This window comes from Planctopirus hydrillae (assembly GCF_001707835.1).
Classification (GTDB): domain Bacteria; phylum Planctomycetota; class Planctomycetia; order Planctomycetales; family Planctomycetaceae; genus Planctopirus; species Planctopirus hydrillae.
The window spans coordinates 113,173-132,125 of the sequence record NZ_LYDR01000152.1; the positions used below are offsets into that span (position 1 = coordinate 113,173).

Genomic DNA, 18,953 nt, shown 5'->3' on the forward strand with positions numbered 1-18,953 from the left:
TGCAGTCCTTGAAGCCATTCCGGGAATTGCTTCAGGCACTTGGGGCGACATTGCCCTTGAGGCGTTCTTCGCGATCGAACGCCAGAATCGGATTGATCAGCTCATCGAGGTTTCCCTGCATGATCTGATCAAGTTTGTAGACGGTCAGGCCAATACGATGATCGGTGAGGCGATTCTGGGGGAAGTTGTACGTCCGGATGCGTTCGCTCCGATCGCCTGATCCCACCAGAGTGCGCCGCTGTTCAGCACGAGCTGCGTGAGCCTGATTTTCCCTCAATTCCATGAGCCGGGATCGCAGGACACGCAGAGCTTTGGCTTTGTTTTTGTGCTGACTTTTTTCATCCTGAATACGCACCACCAATCCCGAAGGAATGTGGGTAATGCGCACGGCGGATTCGGTCTTGTTCACTTTCTGACCACCGGGGCCGCCGGCACGCATCGTATCGATCCGAAGATCTTCATCCCGGATCTCGACGTCGATTTCACTGGCCTCAGCCATGACGGCGACTGTGGCAGCACTGGTGTGGACACGTCCCTGAGTTTCTGTTTCCGGAACTCGCTGGACACGATGTCCGCCACTTTCAAACTGCAAGCGGTGATAGGCACCTGAACCGGTGATGGTGATTACGACTTCCTTTAGACCACCCAGTTCGGACGTGGTTAGCTCCATGACTTCATATTTCCAGCCCTGGAGATCGACGTAACGGGTGTACATTTCATAGAGGTCGCGGGCAAAGAGAGCGGCTTCATCTCCGCCTGTTCCCGCACGAATTTCCATGATCAGGCTGCCGCGGGTCAGCGAGTCGCCGGCAGTCACCATGTCTTCGAGTTCGGTCTTCAGTGGTTCGAAGCGAGGCTTCAGTTCATCGATTTCGGCTTGCGCAATCTCTCTGGTTTCGTCATCGGTGGCTTCTGACAGCATGGTTTCGGCAGCGAGCAGATCGTCCTGCAACGTGTTGAATTCCCGAACGGTCGAGGCAATTTTTGATAAGCCCCCGTGCTCGCGTTGAATTTCCAGCATCTTGCTGACATCGGCCAGCACTTCCGGATCCTGGAGTTGTGCTTCCAGTTCTTCGAAACGTGCCAGCTTGGCCTGAAGTGTGGGGAACATGCGGGTTGTCATGGCAAAAATCCGGACGACAGAAGGACAAGTGATGATCAGAGCAGGGAATTGCTCTTGGAAGCAGGAATCTGGCCTTGATTGTGAGTGATACCGATGGATCGGGAACTCACTTTGATCAGCCACCAGAAAACGGCAATGCCGTCGGATCAGCCGACCCGACGGCAATGAGGTACGGTGGCAACCGGCAGGAACCATGAAAATGGCCCAGCCAAAAGCACCGGAGGACTCTGATCACTACTTCTTTTCGCGTTTATCCCAGTTGTACTTCTTCTGGAACTTCTCAACGCGACCGGCAGTATCGATGAACTTCTGCTTGCCAGTGAAGAAGGGGTGCGAGAGCGAGCTGATATCCACTGTCACCAATGGAAGCTGTCGCCCTTCATAATCACCTGTTTTTTCGGTCTTGATTGTTGAGCGAGTCACGAACTTTTCGCCCGTGGACATGTCCAGAAAGACAACTTCGCGATACTCGGGGTGAATGTCTTTTTTCATCGGCCTAACCTTGAATTCTTCGCTATCTGAAGAGCCACCACCCAACGAGCGGGGAGCAATATCCTGAATTTTGACTCACAAGTGTTCAAATTCCATGTGAGGTGCAAATGATTTTGTGCAGGCTATGCCCAAAAAACACAATAACACCAAACTTTTGCACTGTGGCCAAACTTTTATGCTGCAGAGAGTGTAACTTCCACAAAATCGAGTCGCAAGGAAGCGAGCGGTTTGCCGTAACCTCATAATTCAAAAAAGTTTGCAATGACGAGTCGGTTGCAGAATTTCAGTTCCAGTGGTTGTTCAAACTGACTGGATGTCGATTTGCCGGGGGAACTGGGGCGTGTGAAGCGTTGATGTGTCGATGGAATGCGCGTTACGAGTGTGTGGCCGTTTCGATGATCATGATGCAAAGAGTTTCTTCAACGAACCTGGCCATCGTCCTTAAGCGAAAGTCAATTTGATGAGCCTTTCAGGTAAGCATCGCGTGGTCATTGTCGGCGGTGGATTTGGAGGCCTGACCACGGCCAAAGCTCTGCGGAAAACTCCGGTCGATATAACGCTGGTGGATCGCCGCAACTTTCATCTCTTTCAGCCGCTGCTTTATCAAGTGGCGACGGGAGGGTTGTCTCCCGGGAATATTGCCGCCCCTTTGAGATCGATTTTTGCTCGGCAAAGAAATGTCCATGTCGTCATGGATGAAGTCATCGGGTTTGATCTTCCGAGGCGACGGGTTCTGCTCCAGGAAGGAGAACTCGCCTATGATTCGCTGGTGGTGGCTGCGGGTGCGAAGACTGGCTACTTCGGCAACGATCAATGGGCTGAAAATGCACCGGGTCTGAAAACTGTCGAGGATGCCATCGAGATCCGGGGGCGTGTCCTGACAGCTTTTGAAGAAGCCGATAAGCTGCCGACGCCCCAGGCTCGCGAACATCTGCTGACGTTTGTGGTGGTGGGTGCCGGCCCGACGGGAGTTGAACTGGCAGGAACGCTCGCTGAAATTGCCCGCCACACACTCCGGCATGATTTCCGCATTATTAATCCTGCCGAGACCCGCATCATTCTGATCGATGCGGCCCCGCGCATTCTCATGGCGTATGCCGAAGATCTTGCAATGAATGCGCAAAAGAAATTGATGGAGATGGGGGTTGAAGTCCGCACGCAGGTCAAAATTCAAAAAGTGGATGCCTCGGGTGTGGAAGTCATGACGGCGCAGGGAGTCGAACAGATCGCTGCGGCTAATGTGCTCTGGGCAGCGGGTGTCACGGCTTCACCACTCGCAAAACTGCTATCGGAAGCCACTGGTGCGCCACTTGATCGTCAAGGGCGGATTGAAGTTCAAAGCGATCTCACGTTGCCGGGACATCCTCAAGTTTATGTGATTGGGGATATGGCCCATTTCAAACTACCCAGCGGGCAGGCCGTTCCTGGCGTGGCACCAGCGGCGATGCAGCAGGGGAAGTATGTGGCTAAAGCGATTCAATCGCGCTTTCAGAATATTACTTTGCCACCGTTTACCTATACCGATCTGGGGAGCATGGCCACGATTGGCCGAAAGGCAGCGATCGCACAGATTGGGACGTGGAAGTTCACGGGACTCATTGCCTGGATCCTGTGGCTGTTTATTCATCTGATTCAAATCGTCAGCTTTGAGAGCCGTATTCTGGTGTTGATTCAATGGGCGTGGAACTATCTCACGTTCAGTCGCTCGGCCCGGTTGATTACGCAAAGCGGCTACACCCACGGCGGGCATCTGCGAGCCACTCATGTCACCAATTCGGCGGATAACAACTAGCGAGTTGGTGAACGCGACGTTCTTGGTTGGAAAAAAGGTTGCTCTGTGTACGGAGGCATGGTCACTAAAGGTTGTGCCCTGTTGCTGCTGGGAGGATGAGGAGATTTTGTCGACATCATCCCTTGAAAGACCACGCCCTTCCGCAGAGCCTGCAGGGTCGTGCCACCCAGAATTGAGAGCGAGCTGGTGGAGAGATGGTGTGTGGCACGCAGCGGAATTCGCCGATTGGAAAAGTATGTAGAAGCCCCTCACCCTTTCCTCTCCCACGAAGATGCGGGCGAGAGTTCCAGAGGCGCAAGAGCATGGCGTGGCTACATGTCATTGTTCAAAACACAACGACATGTGTCGGCGAGTTGGGCACGAGTTGGCCGGGGCACTTTAAGGGGGCCGTTGCGTGAAAAAAAAGAGCTCCGAGCCGCAAGCATGACACACTTGGCGCAACGATATCTTGGCATCCATTTAACATCAGATTGCCTGGGATCGTTCGGGTGTGAGGCTGTTGTTTCCGGGTGATGTCGCTAAAGTTTACATCGCAGCCTGTGCTGATGAATTGTGATGGCAGTGTTTCCTGAGAAAGACGATTGATGCGACAAGCCCCACCTGCAAATGTCTGTCGAATGCTTCTTTGCCGGCATGGAGCGACGGCGGCGAATGAGATGCGTCCCTACATTTTGCAGGGGTGCGAAATGAACGGGCCTCTCACGGCGATTGGTGAAACGCAGGCCCGATCGCTCGCTGAGGCATTAAGCGGCTTTCGTGTTGCGGGAGTTTATGCGAGCCCACTTCAGCGGGCCCATCAGACCGCAGAGTTCATTGCGAAGAGTCATCAGTTGAAGGTGGAAACTGATGTGAATCTACGGGAATGCAGTGTCGGTCGGTGGGAAGGTCTTGACTGGGAAACCATCCGGACAAAGGACACTGAGGCTCACGATCATTTTTTTGCGGATCCTGCCACCAACCCTCACCCGGGAGGCGAATCCTATTCTGATGTGCTCCACCGTGCAGAGCCGACTCTGAAGCAACTGGCTGAGCGGCATCAGGGTGAGAACATTGTGGTGGTGGCTCACAACATGCTTAATCGAGTGATTCTCACACCGCTCTTGGGTTTACCACTCCGCCTGGCGCGTCAGGTCAAGCAGGCCAATTGCTGTATTAATGTGATCGAGTGGACGACTGACCGAGCCGAACTGATCACGCTCAACAGTGTGCTTCATCTCGATTGATTGTATGAATATTGATTGGATGGAAATTGAGCAGCGAGGCAGAAAACCTGTTGTTTTTCCCTCTCAGAAGTCAGAGGCGTGTGGAGAGTTTGTCGAGCATGCTTGCTTGGAGCCGAAAGCATGGTATTCAAGGCATGTTCGCCATTAGCGATCAGAGTTAAATGACCTGGGGGTTCGCGAAGACGTGTGGCCCCAGCAACCCGGTCGCCGCGAATTACGATCAGAATCCAACGACCTGGGGGCAAACGAGGACGTTTGACCCCAGCCAACCGGTCGAACCCCCTGTGATCTTGGGCACGATCTGGGGGTTCGCGAAGACGCTCAACCTCAGCCACCCCATACCGACGAGCAGAGTTTGTTTGGTATCTGTCTCGGATCGATCTACTGCTTGAGTAAATACTCGGCCCGGGCTTTTTCATGCTCTTGAATGGCTTGTGCAAAGGCCGCTTTTCGTTCGGGAGTATCGAGTCGATAGAGATTGATCGAATAGCCGGCCCGGGCCTCGGGCTGCCAGGTGCGAAACTTCTGATAGGGATCGTTGCCGAAGACGTAAAGTCCACCCAGGTGGGTGACAGAAATTGCCAGAAGTTCATAGTCCTCCAGTGGTCGGCGCAGTGCTTTGGTGGGGTCGGCGTGAATACCATAGGCAGTTGGTAATGCCGTCCCGAAGTATTGCAAAGCGACTTTCGACGAGTCTTCGCTGGCGAGTAACTTCTGCAAGGTGGGAAGGTCCTGGCCCCAATCGATATTTGAATCGAGGAGCAATCTGCCACCCTGCTCCGGGCCGCCACAGAGCCCATTAAAGTAGGAGAGGGGGTGGGGCTGTATCGACCATGAACTCCAAAGTTGCATCGCCAACAGGAGACTGCCAATCAGCGTGAATATCACACGAGGCCATTCGGCTTTCGAAGTACCACTCGTATTAGGGAAACGAACTATAAAACTATGATAAATCATGAAGATCGTATCAATACCTAGCATGATGAAGAGGGGGTAGAGGATCAATACATAGCGATGGCCGATATTGATGCGGGCGAAGAGCAGGAGTGCTGCCAATACAGCGAAAGAAAGCCACAAGCAGCGGCGGGAGAAATCGAGTTGACTCCAACTGATGCAACCAGCCAGCCTCAGGAAAATGGTCCCCAATAGCAGCAGAGTGATCAGAATCAGTTCGGAGGGTGTGCTCTTGAATCCGATGGTGCAGGGGAAGTATGTGCGCCAGCCAGTGAGTGAGGTTTCCCCTATCAGAAAGGCTGTATGTCCGGTCTTGTTGTGGAGGTATTGAAAGAGGACACCCGCAATTGGAGCGGGCCGCTTCCAGCGACGATGGGCCTGATCCATGATCCAGTCTGCCCAGGGCCCGCGACCAAGGATTTCGACCCAGGGTGAATCGGGAGGCGTGACTTCCAGTGGAACATTTTTCAAAGGGCCAGTGAACGAGAAGCCGTGAAACGCCCACCACAGAGGGATGACGAGCAGCAGAAGTAACGTGTAAGTGACAAAAGTCTGCCGCACGACAGGCCACCATCCCTGCGATCGCCGACTGATAGAACTGGACAGGGGGGACTTCTCTGTGCTGGTTTCAATTGTTGGGGTCGCGCTTGTTTCGGGCACGTTTGTGCTGGTTTCGTTTGTTGGGGGGACGTTTTGGTCGCGAAGAGCCCGCCCGAGAAACATCAGTCCGGCCACGGGAAAGAGAAAGACCCCCGAGTATTTTGCAGAAAGGCAGGCGGCCATGGCGATGGCGAGGATCCCGAGCCGGCTCCACGTTGGCTGTTCGAGATAGTGGGCTAACGCCAGAATTCCCAGCAATCCGAACAAAGTGAAGCTTAAATCGGTTGTCGCCAGGGCGGCATGGGCCTGAATTGTGGGAGAGGCGGCTGTCATAAGGACGCCCAGGGAGGCACCGGCGGGCCCGCACTTTGTGCCCAGCCATAACCAGATGACGATGAGCAGGGGCATACCCACGAGAAGTGTGTTGAGGCGGCGAGGCAAGATGATCAACTGAGGATCGTTCTCGTGTCCGACCCAGGCTTCATGGCGATACTCATTTCGAGAGAGGAGCAGTGGTGGAAGATAGCAGATAATGATGGGAAGTGGTGCGACACCACAATCGCAGATGGCAGGATCGAGTGTTCCCGAGGCGACAGTCCTGACGCCGGCATTGAGATAAAATGTTTCGTCGAACGTGATGCTCGATGTTGATTGAATCTGGAAGCTCGCAAAGCCCAGAAGCCCCATCGCCAGAAACAAGGCCAGCCACGAATAGACCGGAATTTTGTGCCTGATGGCTGTGAGAGTCAGATTTGGCTGAGAGGCCTTGGCAGTCATGTTTTCAAGTATTTCCCATGGTCACTTTACGACCGGCTGGTCAACGATTGGCGAAGGTTGAGTTGAATAACGAATCTGGTGGATCGCTATTTGAGGCAAAAAGTTTCGCTGGTGGCAATCGATTCGAGCATGGCGGATAAACGGTAGTTATTGTCGCGAGCGGATTGCACAATGCGGTCGACGGCGGGTTGATCGGAGAGACCCAGTTCTCTGCCGAGTGCGTAAGTCAGCAGGCGTTCTGCGAGGGCTTTGACGAAGAGATCGTGCCGCTGGTAGAGAGCTTGCTGCAATCCGCGCACGCCGACGATGTTTGTTCCGTCGGGCATGCGGGATGAGGCATCGATCAGTGGATCATTGGCCTGGATTCTGCCCTGGTAGCCAAACCCTTCGCGTTCGCGCCAATCACCAGCGGCATTGAAGTTTTCGAGAGCGAACCCTAAGGGATCGATCTTATTGTGGCAGCGGGCGCATTGAGGCAACTCGCGATGGATTTCCAGCCTCTGGCGAACGGTGGCTTTGTCGATGCCGGGGACTTTGGGGGCAATTTCACCGGCATTGGCGACGGGGAGGCCGGGATCTGTCCCCAGTAATGTCTTGAGAATCCAGGTTCCTCGTTTGACGGGAGAGGTGCGAGTTCCGTTGGAGGTGAGGCAAAGAATCGAGGCCTGGGTGACGATTCCGCCGCGGGGGATATCGCTGGAAACCTGGACGCGTCGAAACTGATCGCCGCGGACTCCATCAATTTCATAGAAGCGGGCGAGTCGTTCGTTGATGACGACAAAATCGGACTGGATCATTTGCCGGACATCGAGATCGTGTTGGAGAAACTCCTGAAAGTAGGCCAAAGACTCTTCGATCATCGATGTTTCGAGATGACGGTCGTACTCCGGGTAGAGATCTTTGGCGGGAGGATTGGCTCCGACTTGCCTTAGACCCAGCCATTGGCCAGCGAAGTTTTCGACAAAGGCTCGCGAACGAGCATCTTTGAGCATTCGTACGACCTGGCTTTTGAGGACTTCTGGCTGTGAAAGCCGCTTTTCGGCCGCGAGTTGCAGGAGTTCCTGATCGGGCATACTTGACCAGAGCCAGAAGGAAAGTCTGGTGGCCAGTTGATAATCATCGAGTGGCTGGGCGGGGTTTTGGACGGGCCCTTCGACGAGATAAAGAAAGTTGGGCGACGTGAGAATCGAGATGAGTGGCAGCTTGAGGGCTTCGATGAAGGTGCGGGATTTGCGGGCGGCGATAAACTGAGCCAGACGCTGCTCGACCTCGGCTTCGTCGGGTGGCCGACGATAGGCCCGCTGCATCATGTTCCGCAGGATGGAGGTGACTGCGGATACTTCTTTGTCGGCGGATGGAAGCTCTTTCCCGATGATGAGCTGATGACTCGGAGGTGGCCAGCTTTCGAAGATTGGTCCTTCGATTTCGAACCAGTCGACCAGCAGCTCAGGTCGAGCAAACTCCAGTGAGGATTGCAGCCAGAAGTTTTCCAGTTCGCGCGGAATGGAGTAGGCATACTCGAAAGATATGCCCGCAGTTTCGGTCGTCATGCGGGTCAAAAATGTCTTGATCTCGGGCTGCTCCCGGGTGCCTTCGATATCGAACTCGGCAATGGTGCGGGGTTGTGAACCCAATTGAACATTGAGTTTGGCGCGGACTGGCCCGTAATCGTAGATCCGCGATGTTTCGAAGTGCTGGAGATCTCGCTGGTATTGCTCCTGGTGCTGTTTAGTGCGCTGCGGCTGTTTGGCGATCTGCTCGTCGCGCCGCTTCGCGAGAATTTTTGCGGCACTGGCGATGACTTCCTGGCGAGTGGGTTTTGTCCCGGCCAGTTGTGCCCGGATGCGATAGGTGCCGGCCATGGGGACTCGAAAATCGCGAGCCCCCACATTCGTATCCCACGAGGCATGGTGAACAGCGACCCATTCGCCATCCTGCCGATTGTTACCACCATTGACCAATGGGTTGTTTTTGGGATCGATCCGCAATCGTACTCGATCGGCTGGGCCGGCCTGCGGGTCGAATTTCCAGCGGATTGTCGGTGGTTGTTCGCCTTCGATCAGTGCGCGATCGAGAATCTGCCTGGCTGATGCGAGGTAAAGTTCCATGTGCATGGGAGAGACTGTCAAAGCACTCCCGTTGTTATCAAAGCCTCCTGCGGCGGGGTCTTCGGGAAACGCCGAGACATCGAAATCAATTGCTACGAGATCGCGGATTGTGCGGCGATATTCATCGCGCGTCAGGCGTCTTAAGACGTTGGTCTGTTCTCGCGAAAACTTTTCGGCACGGACGGCTTCGGCTGTGACCCAGTCAACAACGGCGGCGACATCTTTCGCCTGTGGCTGAGGACTTTCTTCGGGTGGCATTTCGTGGGAGTTGAGCACATTGACCACTTCCCGCCAGCGGGCTTTGGCCACGGGGTCTGTCAGTTGATTCTTCAGTTGTGCTTTATCAAGGCTGAATTCGCCTTCGGGTTTGTCCCCTGAGTGACATTCGCTGCAATACGATTTGAAGAACGGGGCGACAAGCTTCTGGTAACCTTGCTGATCGGGGACGAACTCTTTGGTTCCTTGCTCAGCAGCCCCTACGATTGGCTGCACGCTGAACACGAACAAGGTGCTTAAGTTGATCCAGAAAGGATTTCGCCCTTCGGAACCACACAAAGTGGTGAAAAACTGATAGATTTTCAGCATGGGATCATATCCGGAAGCATGGCTGATTCGTCATGTCGCAAATGTCTGATGTGGGATGAGCATCGCATCCACGTTTTGTTATACAATGCCGATGCACCAAAAGGCAGCACTCCATTTTCGGAGGATGGCTTTTGAGAAAATGGAATGTGTTCTGTGGATTCACTATGCCGGATGCTCTCTCGCCAACACCGACTCAAGCCAGCGCGGCCCCTGGGGTTCAGAAATCGAATGCCTCCCGGTGGGGTCTCCTGCTGTTACTGGTGGGAGTTATTTTGGGAGCCGGCATGCTCGCCAATTCATGGATCATGGCCAATAAAGGCCGAGGGGAAAAAAGTGGCCCGCCAGAAGGTGTGGTCGCACCTGCGGGGATGGTCTGGATCCCTGGTGGTGAATTTCGCATGGGTTCAAATGATCCTCTGGCGTGGGATGACGAACGCCCGACACATCCTGTTTCTGTCGAGGGTTTCTGGCTTGATGCGCATGAAGTGACCAATCGGGAGTTTGCCGAGTTTGTTAAAGCGACGGGCTATGTGACGACCGCCGAGAAAGCCCCGACTGTTGAAGAGATTCTGGCGAACAGTCCACCTGGTACACCGGCACCAGATCCTGCAGTGCTGGTGCCAGCTTCTTTAGTGTTTACACCGCCCGATCATCCGGTCCCTTTGAATGACTTTTCGCAATGGTGGGTCTGGACACCTGGTGCGAACTGGCGTCATCCTGAAGGGCCTTATTCTCATATTCTGGAGCGTATGGATCATCCCGTGGTGCATGTCTCGTGGGATGATGCCCAGGCCTATGCCCAATGGGCAGGCAAGCGGTTGCCCACAGAAGCTGAATGGGAACGGGCAGCGCGGGGCGGCAAAGAGGGTTTGCCATTCGTCTGGGGGACGACTCCCCCCAGTGAAACTTCACCGCAGGCGAATCTGTGGAATGGAAAGTTCCCCTACGAGAATACGGCCAAAGACGGATTTACGCGTACGGCCCCGGTCAAATCATTTCCGGCCAACGATTACGGGCTTTACGATATGTCTGGCAATGTCTGGGAGTGGTGCCACGACTGGTATGATCGGGAGCTTTACTCCAAAAGGCCACAACTTGCCGTGACGAACAATCCTGCCGGGCCAGAAAAGAGCCACGACCCGACGCAACCTTTCCAGCAGTTGCGGTCTCAGCGTGGAGGTTCGTTTCTGTGTAACGACAGCTATTGTTCGCGTTATCGCCCCAGTGCCCGGCATGGCTGCAGCCCTGATACCGGGATGTCGCATGTGGGCTTTCGCTGTGCAAAATCGGTGGCCCCATGACCGCTCCCAGACAGAAAAAATCGACTGTTGAATCTACGAATGAAAACAGCAGTCGATGGCTCACTGAGGGACAACGGCAAACATCGATTGCCGGGCTGGCGATTGTGGCGATGCTGGTGTGGGGAATGCTCGCCTACTCCTCGCCGAATCTTCCCATTTACGGTTCGATTCGAGTTGCCGATTTGCCACTGCTGGTGGCCTTATTGCTGGGTGGCGGCTACCTGGTGATCGGGCTGCTGGGGAATCTTTTCCGGGGAGAGTTTGGCTCGGATCTGCTGGCTGGGATCTCGATTGTCACCTCTGTGCTGCTGGGGGAATATCTGGCAGGGACGCTGGTGGTGCTGATGCTTTCTGGCGGTGAAGCGCTCGAGGCTTACGCTGTCCGCCGGGCCTCGAGTGCGCTCGATGCTCTGGCGAAGCGGATGCCGACTGTCGCCCATCGGTTGATTGATGGACACCTGACAGATGTCCCGCTTCAAGAGGTGCAAGTGGGAGAACTCCTGGTTGTGCTGCCGCACGAGTTCTGTCCGACAGATGGCACCGTGACTGCAGGGCAGGGGACGATGGATGAATCGTTCCTGACGGGCGAACCTTACCTGCTCCCCAAAGCGGTGGGTGCCAGTGTGCTTTCGGGTGCGATCAATGGGGAGGCAGCACTGACGATTCGTGTCGATCAGCCAGCGAGTGATTCACGGCACGCCAAGATCATGGAAGTCATGCGGGCTTCTGAGCAGCAGCGGCCCCGCCTGAGGCGGTTGGGGGATCAACTGGGAGCCTGGTACACGCCACTGGCAGTCAGCATTGGGATTGCGGCGTGGGTCATCAGCGGCGAAGCCATTCGATTTCTGGCAGTGCTGGTGGTGGCGACTCCCTGCCCACTGCTGATTGCGATCCCGGTGGCGATCATCGGTGCGGTTTCGCTTTCTGCCCGCAAAGGAATTGTCATTAAGGATCCCGCTGTTCTGGAAACAGTCACGCAGTGCCGGGTAGGAATTTTCGATAAAACGGGAACGCTGACTTACGGCCGGCCCGCGATGGTCGAGTTGACGCCACTTTCGGGATTCGACCGCAAGCATGTTCTGCAACTGGCAGCCACACTCGAGCAGTATTCGAGACATCCACTGGCCACGCCATTTCTGGAAGCGATTCAAACAGCGGGTTTGCCATTGCTGGACGTTTCGAGCGTGGCTGAACTCCCCGGGCAAGGGCTGACAGGGTTGGTTCAAGGCCATCAGATCGCTGTTACGGGACGTGCAAAACTTCAGAAGAATCAACCGGCTCTCGCAGAGCAGTTACCACCCACACAAGGGGGGCTCGAATGTGTCATTCTTATCGATGGCCAACTGGCGGCTGTTACCAGCTTTCGAGATCGGCCCCGAGATGACGGCAAGCGATTTATCGATCATCTTCGAGAAAGGCATCATTTCCAGAAGGTGATGATCGTTTCGGGAGATCGTGAAAGCGAAGTGAAGTATCTGGCTGATTCCGTCGGGATTTCGGAAATCTATTTTTCTCAAACACCCGAGCAGAAGGTGGCGATTGTTCGAGCCGAAACCCGGAAGGCAAAAACTGTTTATGTGGGTGACGGAATCAACGACGCACCGGCATTATTAGAAGCGACAGTGGGGTTGGCATTTGGCCGTGGGAGCGATGTGACTGCTGAAGCGGCCGGCGCTGTGATTCTGGATGGGAATCTCAAGCGGGTCGATGAGTTTCTGCATATCAGCCGGCGATTACGAACGATTGCCCTGCAAAGTGCAGTGGGTGGGATTGTCTTGAGTCTCACCGGGATGAGCTTTGCAGCGTTGGGATACTTACCCCCGGTGTTTGGCGCGATTCTTCAGGAAGTGATCGATGTGATCGCTGTCCTGAATGCGCTGCGCGTGGGTTTTCCCGGAGGATCGCTGGTTGATTATGACTCATCGGATTCTGGAGGAAGTTCCGGGAATGTTCCGTCGTGAGAGCTGGAGTTTCAGGTCGGGTTGAGGTTGGGAACTGTTTTGCGTTTCAGAAATCTATGGCGAGTTGAGGGACGGCGAGGCATGCTTGCCCAGGGCTGCAAGCATGGCACGAAGAGATACCGAATTGAACAAAGATGGACCCTCACCTTGCCCTCTCCCGGCAGACCGGGCGAGGGTTTCAGAGGGTTTGTGGGTCTATGATGGTTTGAGCAGAATTTTGCGGGTGCCGGGCTTTTGAGCGTGAGCCAGAGCTTCCTGGCCTTCGTGAAGAGAGTACGTTTTTTCAATGAGTGGTTGCAGGATTGAGCCTTGCTGAACGAGCCACTCCAGAGCTTTGGCAAAGGGGCCGCAGCGCGAGCCAATGACCTGGATTTCATCAATCACGACCGGTGCGAGCGAGAGCTGATGCGGGCCGGCGACTGTCGTTTTGAGAACGACAACCCCTTCGGGTTCCACCAGGGGCAAAGCAAACTCAAGACCTTCCTTACGACCTGTCGTCTCGATGACGACCTCCCACTTTCGCTGTGCGGGAAGTTGGTCTTTGAGATAAGTCGTCAGCCCGAGTTCTTTGGCGAATTGCAGTTTTTCGGGATGTTTGCCGACGACGGCAAGCTCCCCGGCCAATGGGAACAAGGCGGCGGCACATAAGCTGCCCAGGCGGCCATCACCCACGACCAGCACACTTTTCCCAGCCAGATCCAGTTGCTCCGGGATGCGAAGTGCGGCCGCCAGTGGCTCAGTGAGAACGGCCAGATCATCCGGGAGGCTCTCGGGAACCACATGCAGATTTCTGGAAGGGAGTGAGAACTTCGAAGCGAATGCTCCATGACGTCGATAAATTCCCAGGACCGTTCGATGCGGGCAGTGGGATGTCTGGCCTCGCTGACAATAGACGCATTGACCGCAGGGACAGTTGATCTCACCAACGACGCGCTTCCCGGCGAACGGGCCATTGAGGGCTGTGCCGACAAATTCGTGACCTAGCACCCCTTCAAAACCCATGTAGCCAGAAATGAGTTGCAGGTCGGTTTCGCAAATGCCGGCGAGCTTCAGTTCAATGATCGTTTCGTCAGTTGTGCTGGATGGGGAGAGGAGAGCCTCGTCAACTGAAGAATCAATGGCGATGTTGCCGCGAGAAAGAACGATCTTAGTCATGACGTCTACCGGGGCTCTTTCGTGGGGGTCTCTTATTGTATGTTTCCCAGAAGATAACATCGCGTGACTGGTTGCGAAAACATGCTTGCCCAGAGCTGCTGTCGATGACACACAAGTTTGACGGAGTGCTCATTAGACGCGTGGCTGGGGTAAAAAGTCCTCGTTTGCTCCGACGTCATTCGACTCTTATGAATTCAGTCGATTGTGCTCGAAAGCCAGGAAGGCTTTTTCCGGATGCAATTGCGCTGGTGAAGTCGATTAACCAAGGGGCGAATGAAGACATTCGACCCCTGCCACCCGTCATGACATCAAAAGTAAGATTGAGATGCTCAAAGACCACGCCCTTTCGCAGTGTTTTGATTTTATGGGCCACCAAGGTCTGCCACCCAAGACATAATGAAATACGGAGAAGACCCTCACCCTGTCCTCTCCCACGAAGACGCGGGCGAGGGTTCCAGATGCACGCGGATGGCGCGGCCTCTTGTTGTCGAGCAGCGGTCATCTCAGGCGGCGTGGGCCTGTTCACGCTGGGCGGCAAACAGATTTCGATAGATCGGGCAGGTTTTCAACAGTTGGGTATGTTCGCCATGGGCGATGATCTGCCCATGATCCATCACGACCACTCGATCCACAATTTTGAGCAGTGTGTCTGTCAACGAGTGTGTGACGATCAGCACGGTACGATTTTGCTTATGGTGGGCGAGTGCTTCGTAAATCTGAGTTTCACTCTCGCGATCAATCGCTGATGTGGCTTCATCGAGAATGAGAATAGCAGGATCGCGCAGGAGTGCTCTGACCAGGGCGATACGTTGTCTTTGACCACCGGAAAGGCGTTGACCCCGCTCGCCGACAGAAGTTTCCAGTCCATCGGGAAAACGACTGGCGAACGAATCGACGGCAAAATCATGAGCCAGTCGAGTCACCTGGTCAGCGGGAGCATCCCAACTGCCATAGCGCAGATTTTCCGAGATGGTGCGGTGGAAAAGCTGTGTTTCCTGTGGCACGACCGCAATCTGCTTTCGTAACAACGCCAACTGAGTGTGGCGAACATCAATTCCATCAATACGCAGGACGCCGAAATCCGGGTCGTAGAGCCTGGGGAGCAGGTTGACGAGTGTTGATTTTCCGGAGCCGTTCCCTCCGACGATTGCCACGGTTTCGCCGAAGGCAATTTTCAGTGAAACGCGGTCCAGCGCTGGTGGACGTGCCTGATTGCGTTCTTCAGCGACGGGATGAGTGTAGGTGATGTTTTCGAACTCAATCTGTTGAGTATGCCTAGGGAGGGGAATCCATTGTCGATCCTGCTGTAGGCGGGTGTGGGTTTTCAGCAGGCTGAAGACACGATCGCAGGCGGCGGACGATTTTTTGAACTTGGGATAGACGGCTGCGAGTTTGCGGGCCGGGTCGAGCAAGCCACCCATGAGGGTGTAAAGCAGCGCGAGTTCGGCGATATCGAGAGGCCCTTCGGAGAGTTGAATCCCGAAGATTTCGGACTTCTGGCGCAGGACCATGTAAGCTCCCGGAAGAAGCGCTATGCAGGCCCCCAGTGTGGCAAGAATTTCTGTGGTGGGGCTGGAGAGGGCATCCATTCGCAGGATTTTCATCGTTTTTTCGAAGGCCACTTTCTGTTCGCGATGAAAGCTTTGCCGCCTTTGCCTTTCGAGACCAAAGGCGAGAATCGTGCGAAATGATCTGAGCGTCTCTTCGAGTTGAGTGAAGATCCGCGACATGCTTTCCATCTGTTTGCGGCTGGCTTTTTTGATTTTTTTGCCGTAGCGCCCAAACAGTAGTGCTCCCAGCGGGACGACGATGAGCGAAAGGGTTGTTAATCGCCAGTTCACGACAAAACAGCAGATCAGCACGCTGAGAATCTTTAACGGTTCGACGATTAAACGCCCGCCGAACAGGGTGAGCCCTGTCCCTAACTGTTGCAGGTCATAAGTGAAGCGCGCCATCAACTGCGGCGTGCCGAGGAGACTTAAGGTCACGTGGTCGAGCCTGAGAACGTGCTGGAACATGCGTTGGCGGAGCATGACCATGGTCGATTCGACGGCGATGCCGACCAGATTTTCCTGCAGGTAGACCGTTAAACCTTTGGCCAGCGTGACCAACGTCAACAAAGCGAGGAGCAGGACGAGCGTGGGAAATGCCTGTTCGGGGAGCCAGGAGGAGAGCTGTCTGGTGAGCCAGGTACAGAACATGAGCCGCCAGCCGGACGAGGCCAGTTGCCTCTGAGCACGGTCGAGGCTTTTGAGCAGGCTGATTTTTTCGGAGGACGAGACTTCCGGATCGAGTTGGTCGAGCTGATGCTGAACTCGGGCGGCTTCGGCTTGATGGCGGGCGGTTTCGGTTTCGGCTTTCTGGGTTTCTTCTGTCAGATAAGCCTGGAGACTCTGGCCTTGTAAGAGAACTTTGACAAGCGGATAGGAGAGCATCAGCCCGGCTGACCAGAAAATGGCCACCAGCAGGGCTGCAATTGATGAGCCAATCAGATATCCCCGGACGCGCCAGAGATAAGGGGCTAGTTGGTTCAGGCTCTCCATAGATCGTGCACATCCCTGTGCCAGGGGCCGACGATTGTGTGTGGGCCCAAGTCAAATGTTCGAAAAGTCTTTCCTGATCTTTGGCGAGGAGCTTTTCTTACGAAAAGTCGCACGCTGTAAGACTTTCGCAGAAGTAGCGAACGTGGGCAAGAAGAGTTCTCCAGCCGTTTGATGCCAGGGAAACAACGAATCTGGGAAATGGCAGGCGATTGAGCCGACTTAGACGTTTTCCAGAAAATTGCTGAGAGTTGCTGGTTGTGAAAACATGCTTGCCCGGAGCTTCAAGCATGTCACATAACACAATAAGACAGGAGAGAAGACCCTCACTCTGCCCTCTCCCACGAAGACGTGGGCGAGGGTTCCAGAGGGGCATGCGTATGGCGCGGCTTCTTGTCATCGTACAAAGTACGACGACCCGGCCACGAGTTGGCCGGGCCACCCTAAGGTGGCCGTGGTGTGTAATAGAGAGCCAAGAGCTGCAAGCATGGCACACTGAGCATGGCACACAGCAGGTTGTGAGCAAAATTATTTCGTCACGGGGGTGGGATCTTCCATCTTGGAGCCTCTCCAGAGGGGCTCGATATTGGATTGATTCCACTTCTCCCAGGAAGTTTTCAGGCGGGCGACCGTTTCGGGATGAGTTTCTGCCAGGTTGTTTTTTTCGCTGATGTCTGTGGAAAGGTCGTAAAGTTCCCAGCCGCTATTTTTTGATGCCGGAAAGTCTCGCCAATCCACGAGCTTCCAGTTTCCTGAGCGGACGGCCTTTTGGGGGCCAAATCTCCAGAAGAGCGATTCGTGAGGAGCTCCCGAACGTTGCCCGAGCCAAAAGGGCATGAGATTCACCCCATCGATTCCTTGAGGAAGTGGCTGTGGTTTTCCTGGATCTTTGGAGGCTAACTGGCAGACCGTGGGGAGAAGATCGAGAGAAATGATGGGCTGCTCGTAGATGGTGCCTGCCGGGAGTTGCCCGGGCCATGAGACAAAGAAGGGGATGCGGATGCCACCTTCGAGAGTCTGCCCTTTATCTCCACGCAGGGGATGGTTGAGCCCAGAGTTGTACGCGAGTATTGGCGCGCGTCCCGACCCGCCATTATCACTGAGAAATATAATGAGAGTCTTTTCGCGGAGCCCATTTTGAGTCAGGTGCTCTGTAATCCGGCCAATGGAATCGTCGAGGCCGGCCAGTAAGGATAGGTAACCACGGCGAGCCGGGATTTTTACGGACTCTGGGACTCTCTTCTGCAGATGGGGGGCAATTTCGAGTGGTGTATGGACCGCATTGTATGCGAGATACAGGAACCAGGGCTGAGAGGGAGTGGCACTCATCCAGCGAAGGGCTTCGTTGGTGAAGAGATCTGTCGCGTAGCCTTCCTGGGGTTCGACTTCGCGGCCACGGTAAATCATGTCGTGAGAGTGAGCACTGCCAAACCTGGGTTTGACTTCTTTATGTAAGAGGTAGTTGTGGCCACCGACGAGGAAGCCAAAAAACTCATCGAACCCCCGGCTTTGCGGATGATGATCTTTGCTGAAGCCTTGGTGCCATTTACCAATCAGGGCCGTGCGATAGCCCTCTTTCTGCAATAAGTTGGCGATCGTCACTTCTTCGAGCGGCAAGCCGAGTTTGGATTCTTCGCCCACATGGGGATTGAACTCGTGCCCGAAGCGAGTCTGGTACTTCCCGGTGAGAAAGCCTGCGCGGGAAGGGCTGCAATAAGGTGCGGAAACGTACGCGTTGGTGCAGCGAATGCCACTGGCTGCTAATTGATCCAGGTGAGGCGTGGGGATTTCGCAGCCACCCTGAACCCCCAGGTCCGCGTATCCCAGGTCATCTGCCATGATGACGAGAATGTTGGGGCGTCCGGGTGGGCTGGTTTTATTCACATCCTCGGCGGCTAAGAGGGTTTGTGAACAAAATGCCACAAGAACCAACCAGAGTGCGATTGCCGGGTGACTTCCTGATGACATGTGCATCTTCCTAACGGTGCGAATCGGTGACGACTCCGTCATATCAACGCGATCTCATGCGATCAATCCTTTGGCTTGCCGATCCCCAACATTTTGGAGGAGTGGCAGATTCAGTGTCTTGGGAGGCCTGGTCAGGATGCGCAGGTCAGGTGGTGGTTCTGCTGATCCTGACGATTACCGGTGACAGGTTGTCTTTTCGTGGGAGAAGCGGCTGGGAATGCCGATCTTTGGAGCGGTGAGGGAAAGCAGGCTCCGATTCGAATGCCGCAAAATAGGCAGGCCGGGGGCTTTGCTTCCGCTGCCAAGGAGTTTTTCGGCAGTTTTTGCCACTCACGGGCAAAAACAATCCAGAAATGCCGAATCGGGACTTTTGC

The 18,953-nt window shown here is 54.8% G+C and carries 11 protein-coding genes; 4 read left to right on the forward strand and 7 right to left on the reverse strand.

The annotated features are described in order from the left end of the window. Positions 1-31: 31 nt before the first annotated feature. On the reverse strand, positions 32-1,123 hold the full coding sequence (gene prfA, locus A6X21_RS19515) for a peptide chain release factor 1 (RefSeq protein WP_068852269.1): 1,092 nt from the start codon (positions 1,121-1,123) through the stop codon (positions 32-34). A 234-nt stretch (positions 1,124-1,357) separates the two neighbouring features. Beyond that, on the reverse strand, positions 1,358-1,615 hold the full coding sequence (locus A6X21_RS19520) for a type B 50S ribosomal protein L31 (protein ID WP_068851497.1): 258 nt from the start codon (positions 1,613-1,615) through the stop codon (positions 1,358-1,360). A 460-nt stretch (positions 1,616-2,075) separates the two neighbouring features. On the opposite strand from A6X21_RS19520, the gene A6X21_RS19525 reads away from it, so the two are divergent. Both A6X21_RS19525 and A6X21_RS19530 read left to right on the forward strand, forming a co-directional pair. Beyond that, positions 2,076-3,407 (forward strand): NAD(P)/FAD-dependent oxidoreductase, encoded by a 1,332-nt coding sequence (locus A6X21_RS19525; RefSeq protein ID WP_068851499.1) that lies wholly within the window; start codon positions 2,076-2,078, stop codon positions 3,405-3,407. 617 nt (positions 3,408-4,024) lie between these two features. Then, complete coding sequence (locus tag A6X21_RS19530) at positions 4,025-4,630, forward strand: histidine phosphatase family protein (protein WP_261340652.1); 606 nt, start codon at positions 4,025-4,027, stop codon at positions 4,628-4,630. A gap of 381 nt (positions 4,631-5,011) precedes the next feature. On the opposite strand, the gene A6X21_RS19535 is transcribed toward A6X21_RS19530, so the two are convergent. Then, a complete protein-coding gene (locus A6X21_RS19535; RefSeq protein ID WP_068851505.1) occupies positions 5,012-6,961 on the reverse strand; it encodes a glycosyltransferase family 39 protein in 1,950 nt (649 codons plus the stop codon). Positions 6,962-7,047: 86 nt separating this feature from the next. Then, entirely contained in the window at positions 7,048-9,654 is a 2,607-nt protein-coding gene (locus A6X21_RS19540) for a DUF1592 domain-containing protein (RefSeq protein WP_068851508.1), read from the reverse strand. Between the two features lie 305 nt (positions 9,655-9,959). Here A6X21_RS19540 and A6X21_RS19545 point away from each other — a divergent pair, with 305 nt between their 5' ends. Further along, complete coding sequence (locus A6X21_RS19545; RefSeq protein WP_438822583.1) at positions 9,960-10,955, forward strand: formylglycine-generating enzyme family protein; 996 nt, start codon at positions 9,960-9,962, stop codon at positions 10,953-10,955. Then, positions 10,952-12,916: a heavy metal translocating P-type ATPase gene (locus A6X21_RS19550; RefSeq protein ID WP_068851512.1), complete on the forward strand. Its 1,965-nt coding sequence runs from the start codon at positions 10,952-10,954 to the stop codon at positions 12,914-12,916. The genes A6X21_RS19545 and A6X21_RS19550 overlap by 4 nt, the downstream gene beginning before the upstream one ends. A 195-nt stretch (positions 12,917-13,111) precedes the next feature. Here A6X21_RS19550 and A6X21_RS19555 read toward each other — a convergent pair whose 3' ends face one another. The 3 genes from A6X21_RS19555 to A6X21_RS19565 all read right to left on the reverse strand — a co-directional run bounded on the left by A6X21_RS19555 (position 13,112) and on the right by A6X21_RS19565 (position 18,579). Beyond that, the gene (locus A6X21_RS19555; RefSeq protein WP_068851515.1) at positions 13,112-14,071 is read right to left on the reverse strand and encodes an alcohol dehydrogenase catalytic domain-containing protein; all 960 of its coding nucleotides are present in this window, start codon (positions 14,069-14,071) and stop codon (positions 13,112-13,114) included. Positions 14,072-14,574: 503 nt separating this feature from the next. Beyond that, positions 14,575-16,614, reverse strand: coding sequence for an ABC transporter ATP-binding protein (locus A6X21_RS19560; protein WP_068851518.1), 2,040 nt, complete (start codon positions 16,612-16,614; stop codon positions 14,575-14,577). Positions 16,615-17,139: 525 nt separating this feature from the next. Next, a complete protein-coding gene (locus tag A6X21_RS19565) occupies positions 17,140-18,579 on the reverse strand; it encodes a sulfatase-like hydrolase/transferase (protein WP_068851521.1) in 1,440 nt (479 codons plus the stop codon). Positions 18,580-18,953 lie beyond the last annotated feature (374 nt).

What these genes read in the sequence shown, in the direction of transcription:
- A6X21_RS19545 (WP_438822583.1), top strand. Translation starts at nt 9,960, where the DNA reads ATGGCCAATAAAGGCCGAGGGGAAAAAAGTGGCCCGCCAGAAGGTGTG.
- A6X21_RS19535 (WP_068851505.1), bottom strand. Translation starts at nt 6,961, where the DNA reads ATGACTGCCAAGGCCTCTCAGCCAAATCTGACTCTCACAGCCATCAGG.
- A6X21_RS19550 (WP_068851512.1), top strand. Translation starts at nt 10,952, where the DNA reads ATGACCGCTCCCAGACAGAAAAAATCGACTGTTGAATCTACGAATGAA.
- A6X21_RS19555 (WP_068851515.1), bottom strand. Translation starts at nt 14,071, where the DNA reads ATGACTAAGATCGTTCTTTCTCGCGGCAACATCGCCATTGATTCTTCA.
- A6X21_RS19525 (WP_068851499.1), top strand. Translation starts at nt 2,076, where the DNA reads ATGAGCCTTTCAGGTAAGCATCGCGTGGTCATTGTCGGCGGTGGATTT.
- A6X21_RS19560 (WP_068851518.1), bottom strand. Translation starts at nt 16,614, where the DNA reads ATGGAGAGCCTGAACCAACTAGCCCCTTATCTCTGGCGCGTCCGGGGA.
- prfA (WP_068852269.1), bottom strand. Translation starts at nt 1,123, where the DNA reads ATGACAACCCGCATGTTCCCCACACTTCAGGCCAAGCTGGCACGTTTC.
- A6X21_RS19565 (WP_068851521.1), bottom strand. Translation starts at nt 18,579, where the DNA reads ATGTCATCAGGAAGTCACCCGGCAATCGCACTCTGGTTGGTTCTTGTG.
- A6X21_RS19540 (WP_068851508.1), bottom strand. Translation starts at nt 9,654, where the DNA reads ATGCTGAAAATCTATCAGTTTTTCACCACTTTGTGTGGTTCCGAAGGG.
- A6X21_RS19530 (WP_261340652.1), top strand. Translation starts at nt 4,025, where the DNA reads ATGCTTCTTTGCCGGCATGGAGCGACGGCGGCGAATGAGATGCGTCCC.
- A6X21_RS19520 (WP_068851497.1), bottom strand. Translation starts at nt 1,615, where the DNA reads ATGAAAAAAGACATTCACCCCGAGTATCGCGAAGTTGTCTTTCTGGAC.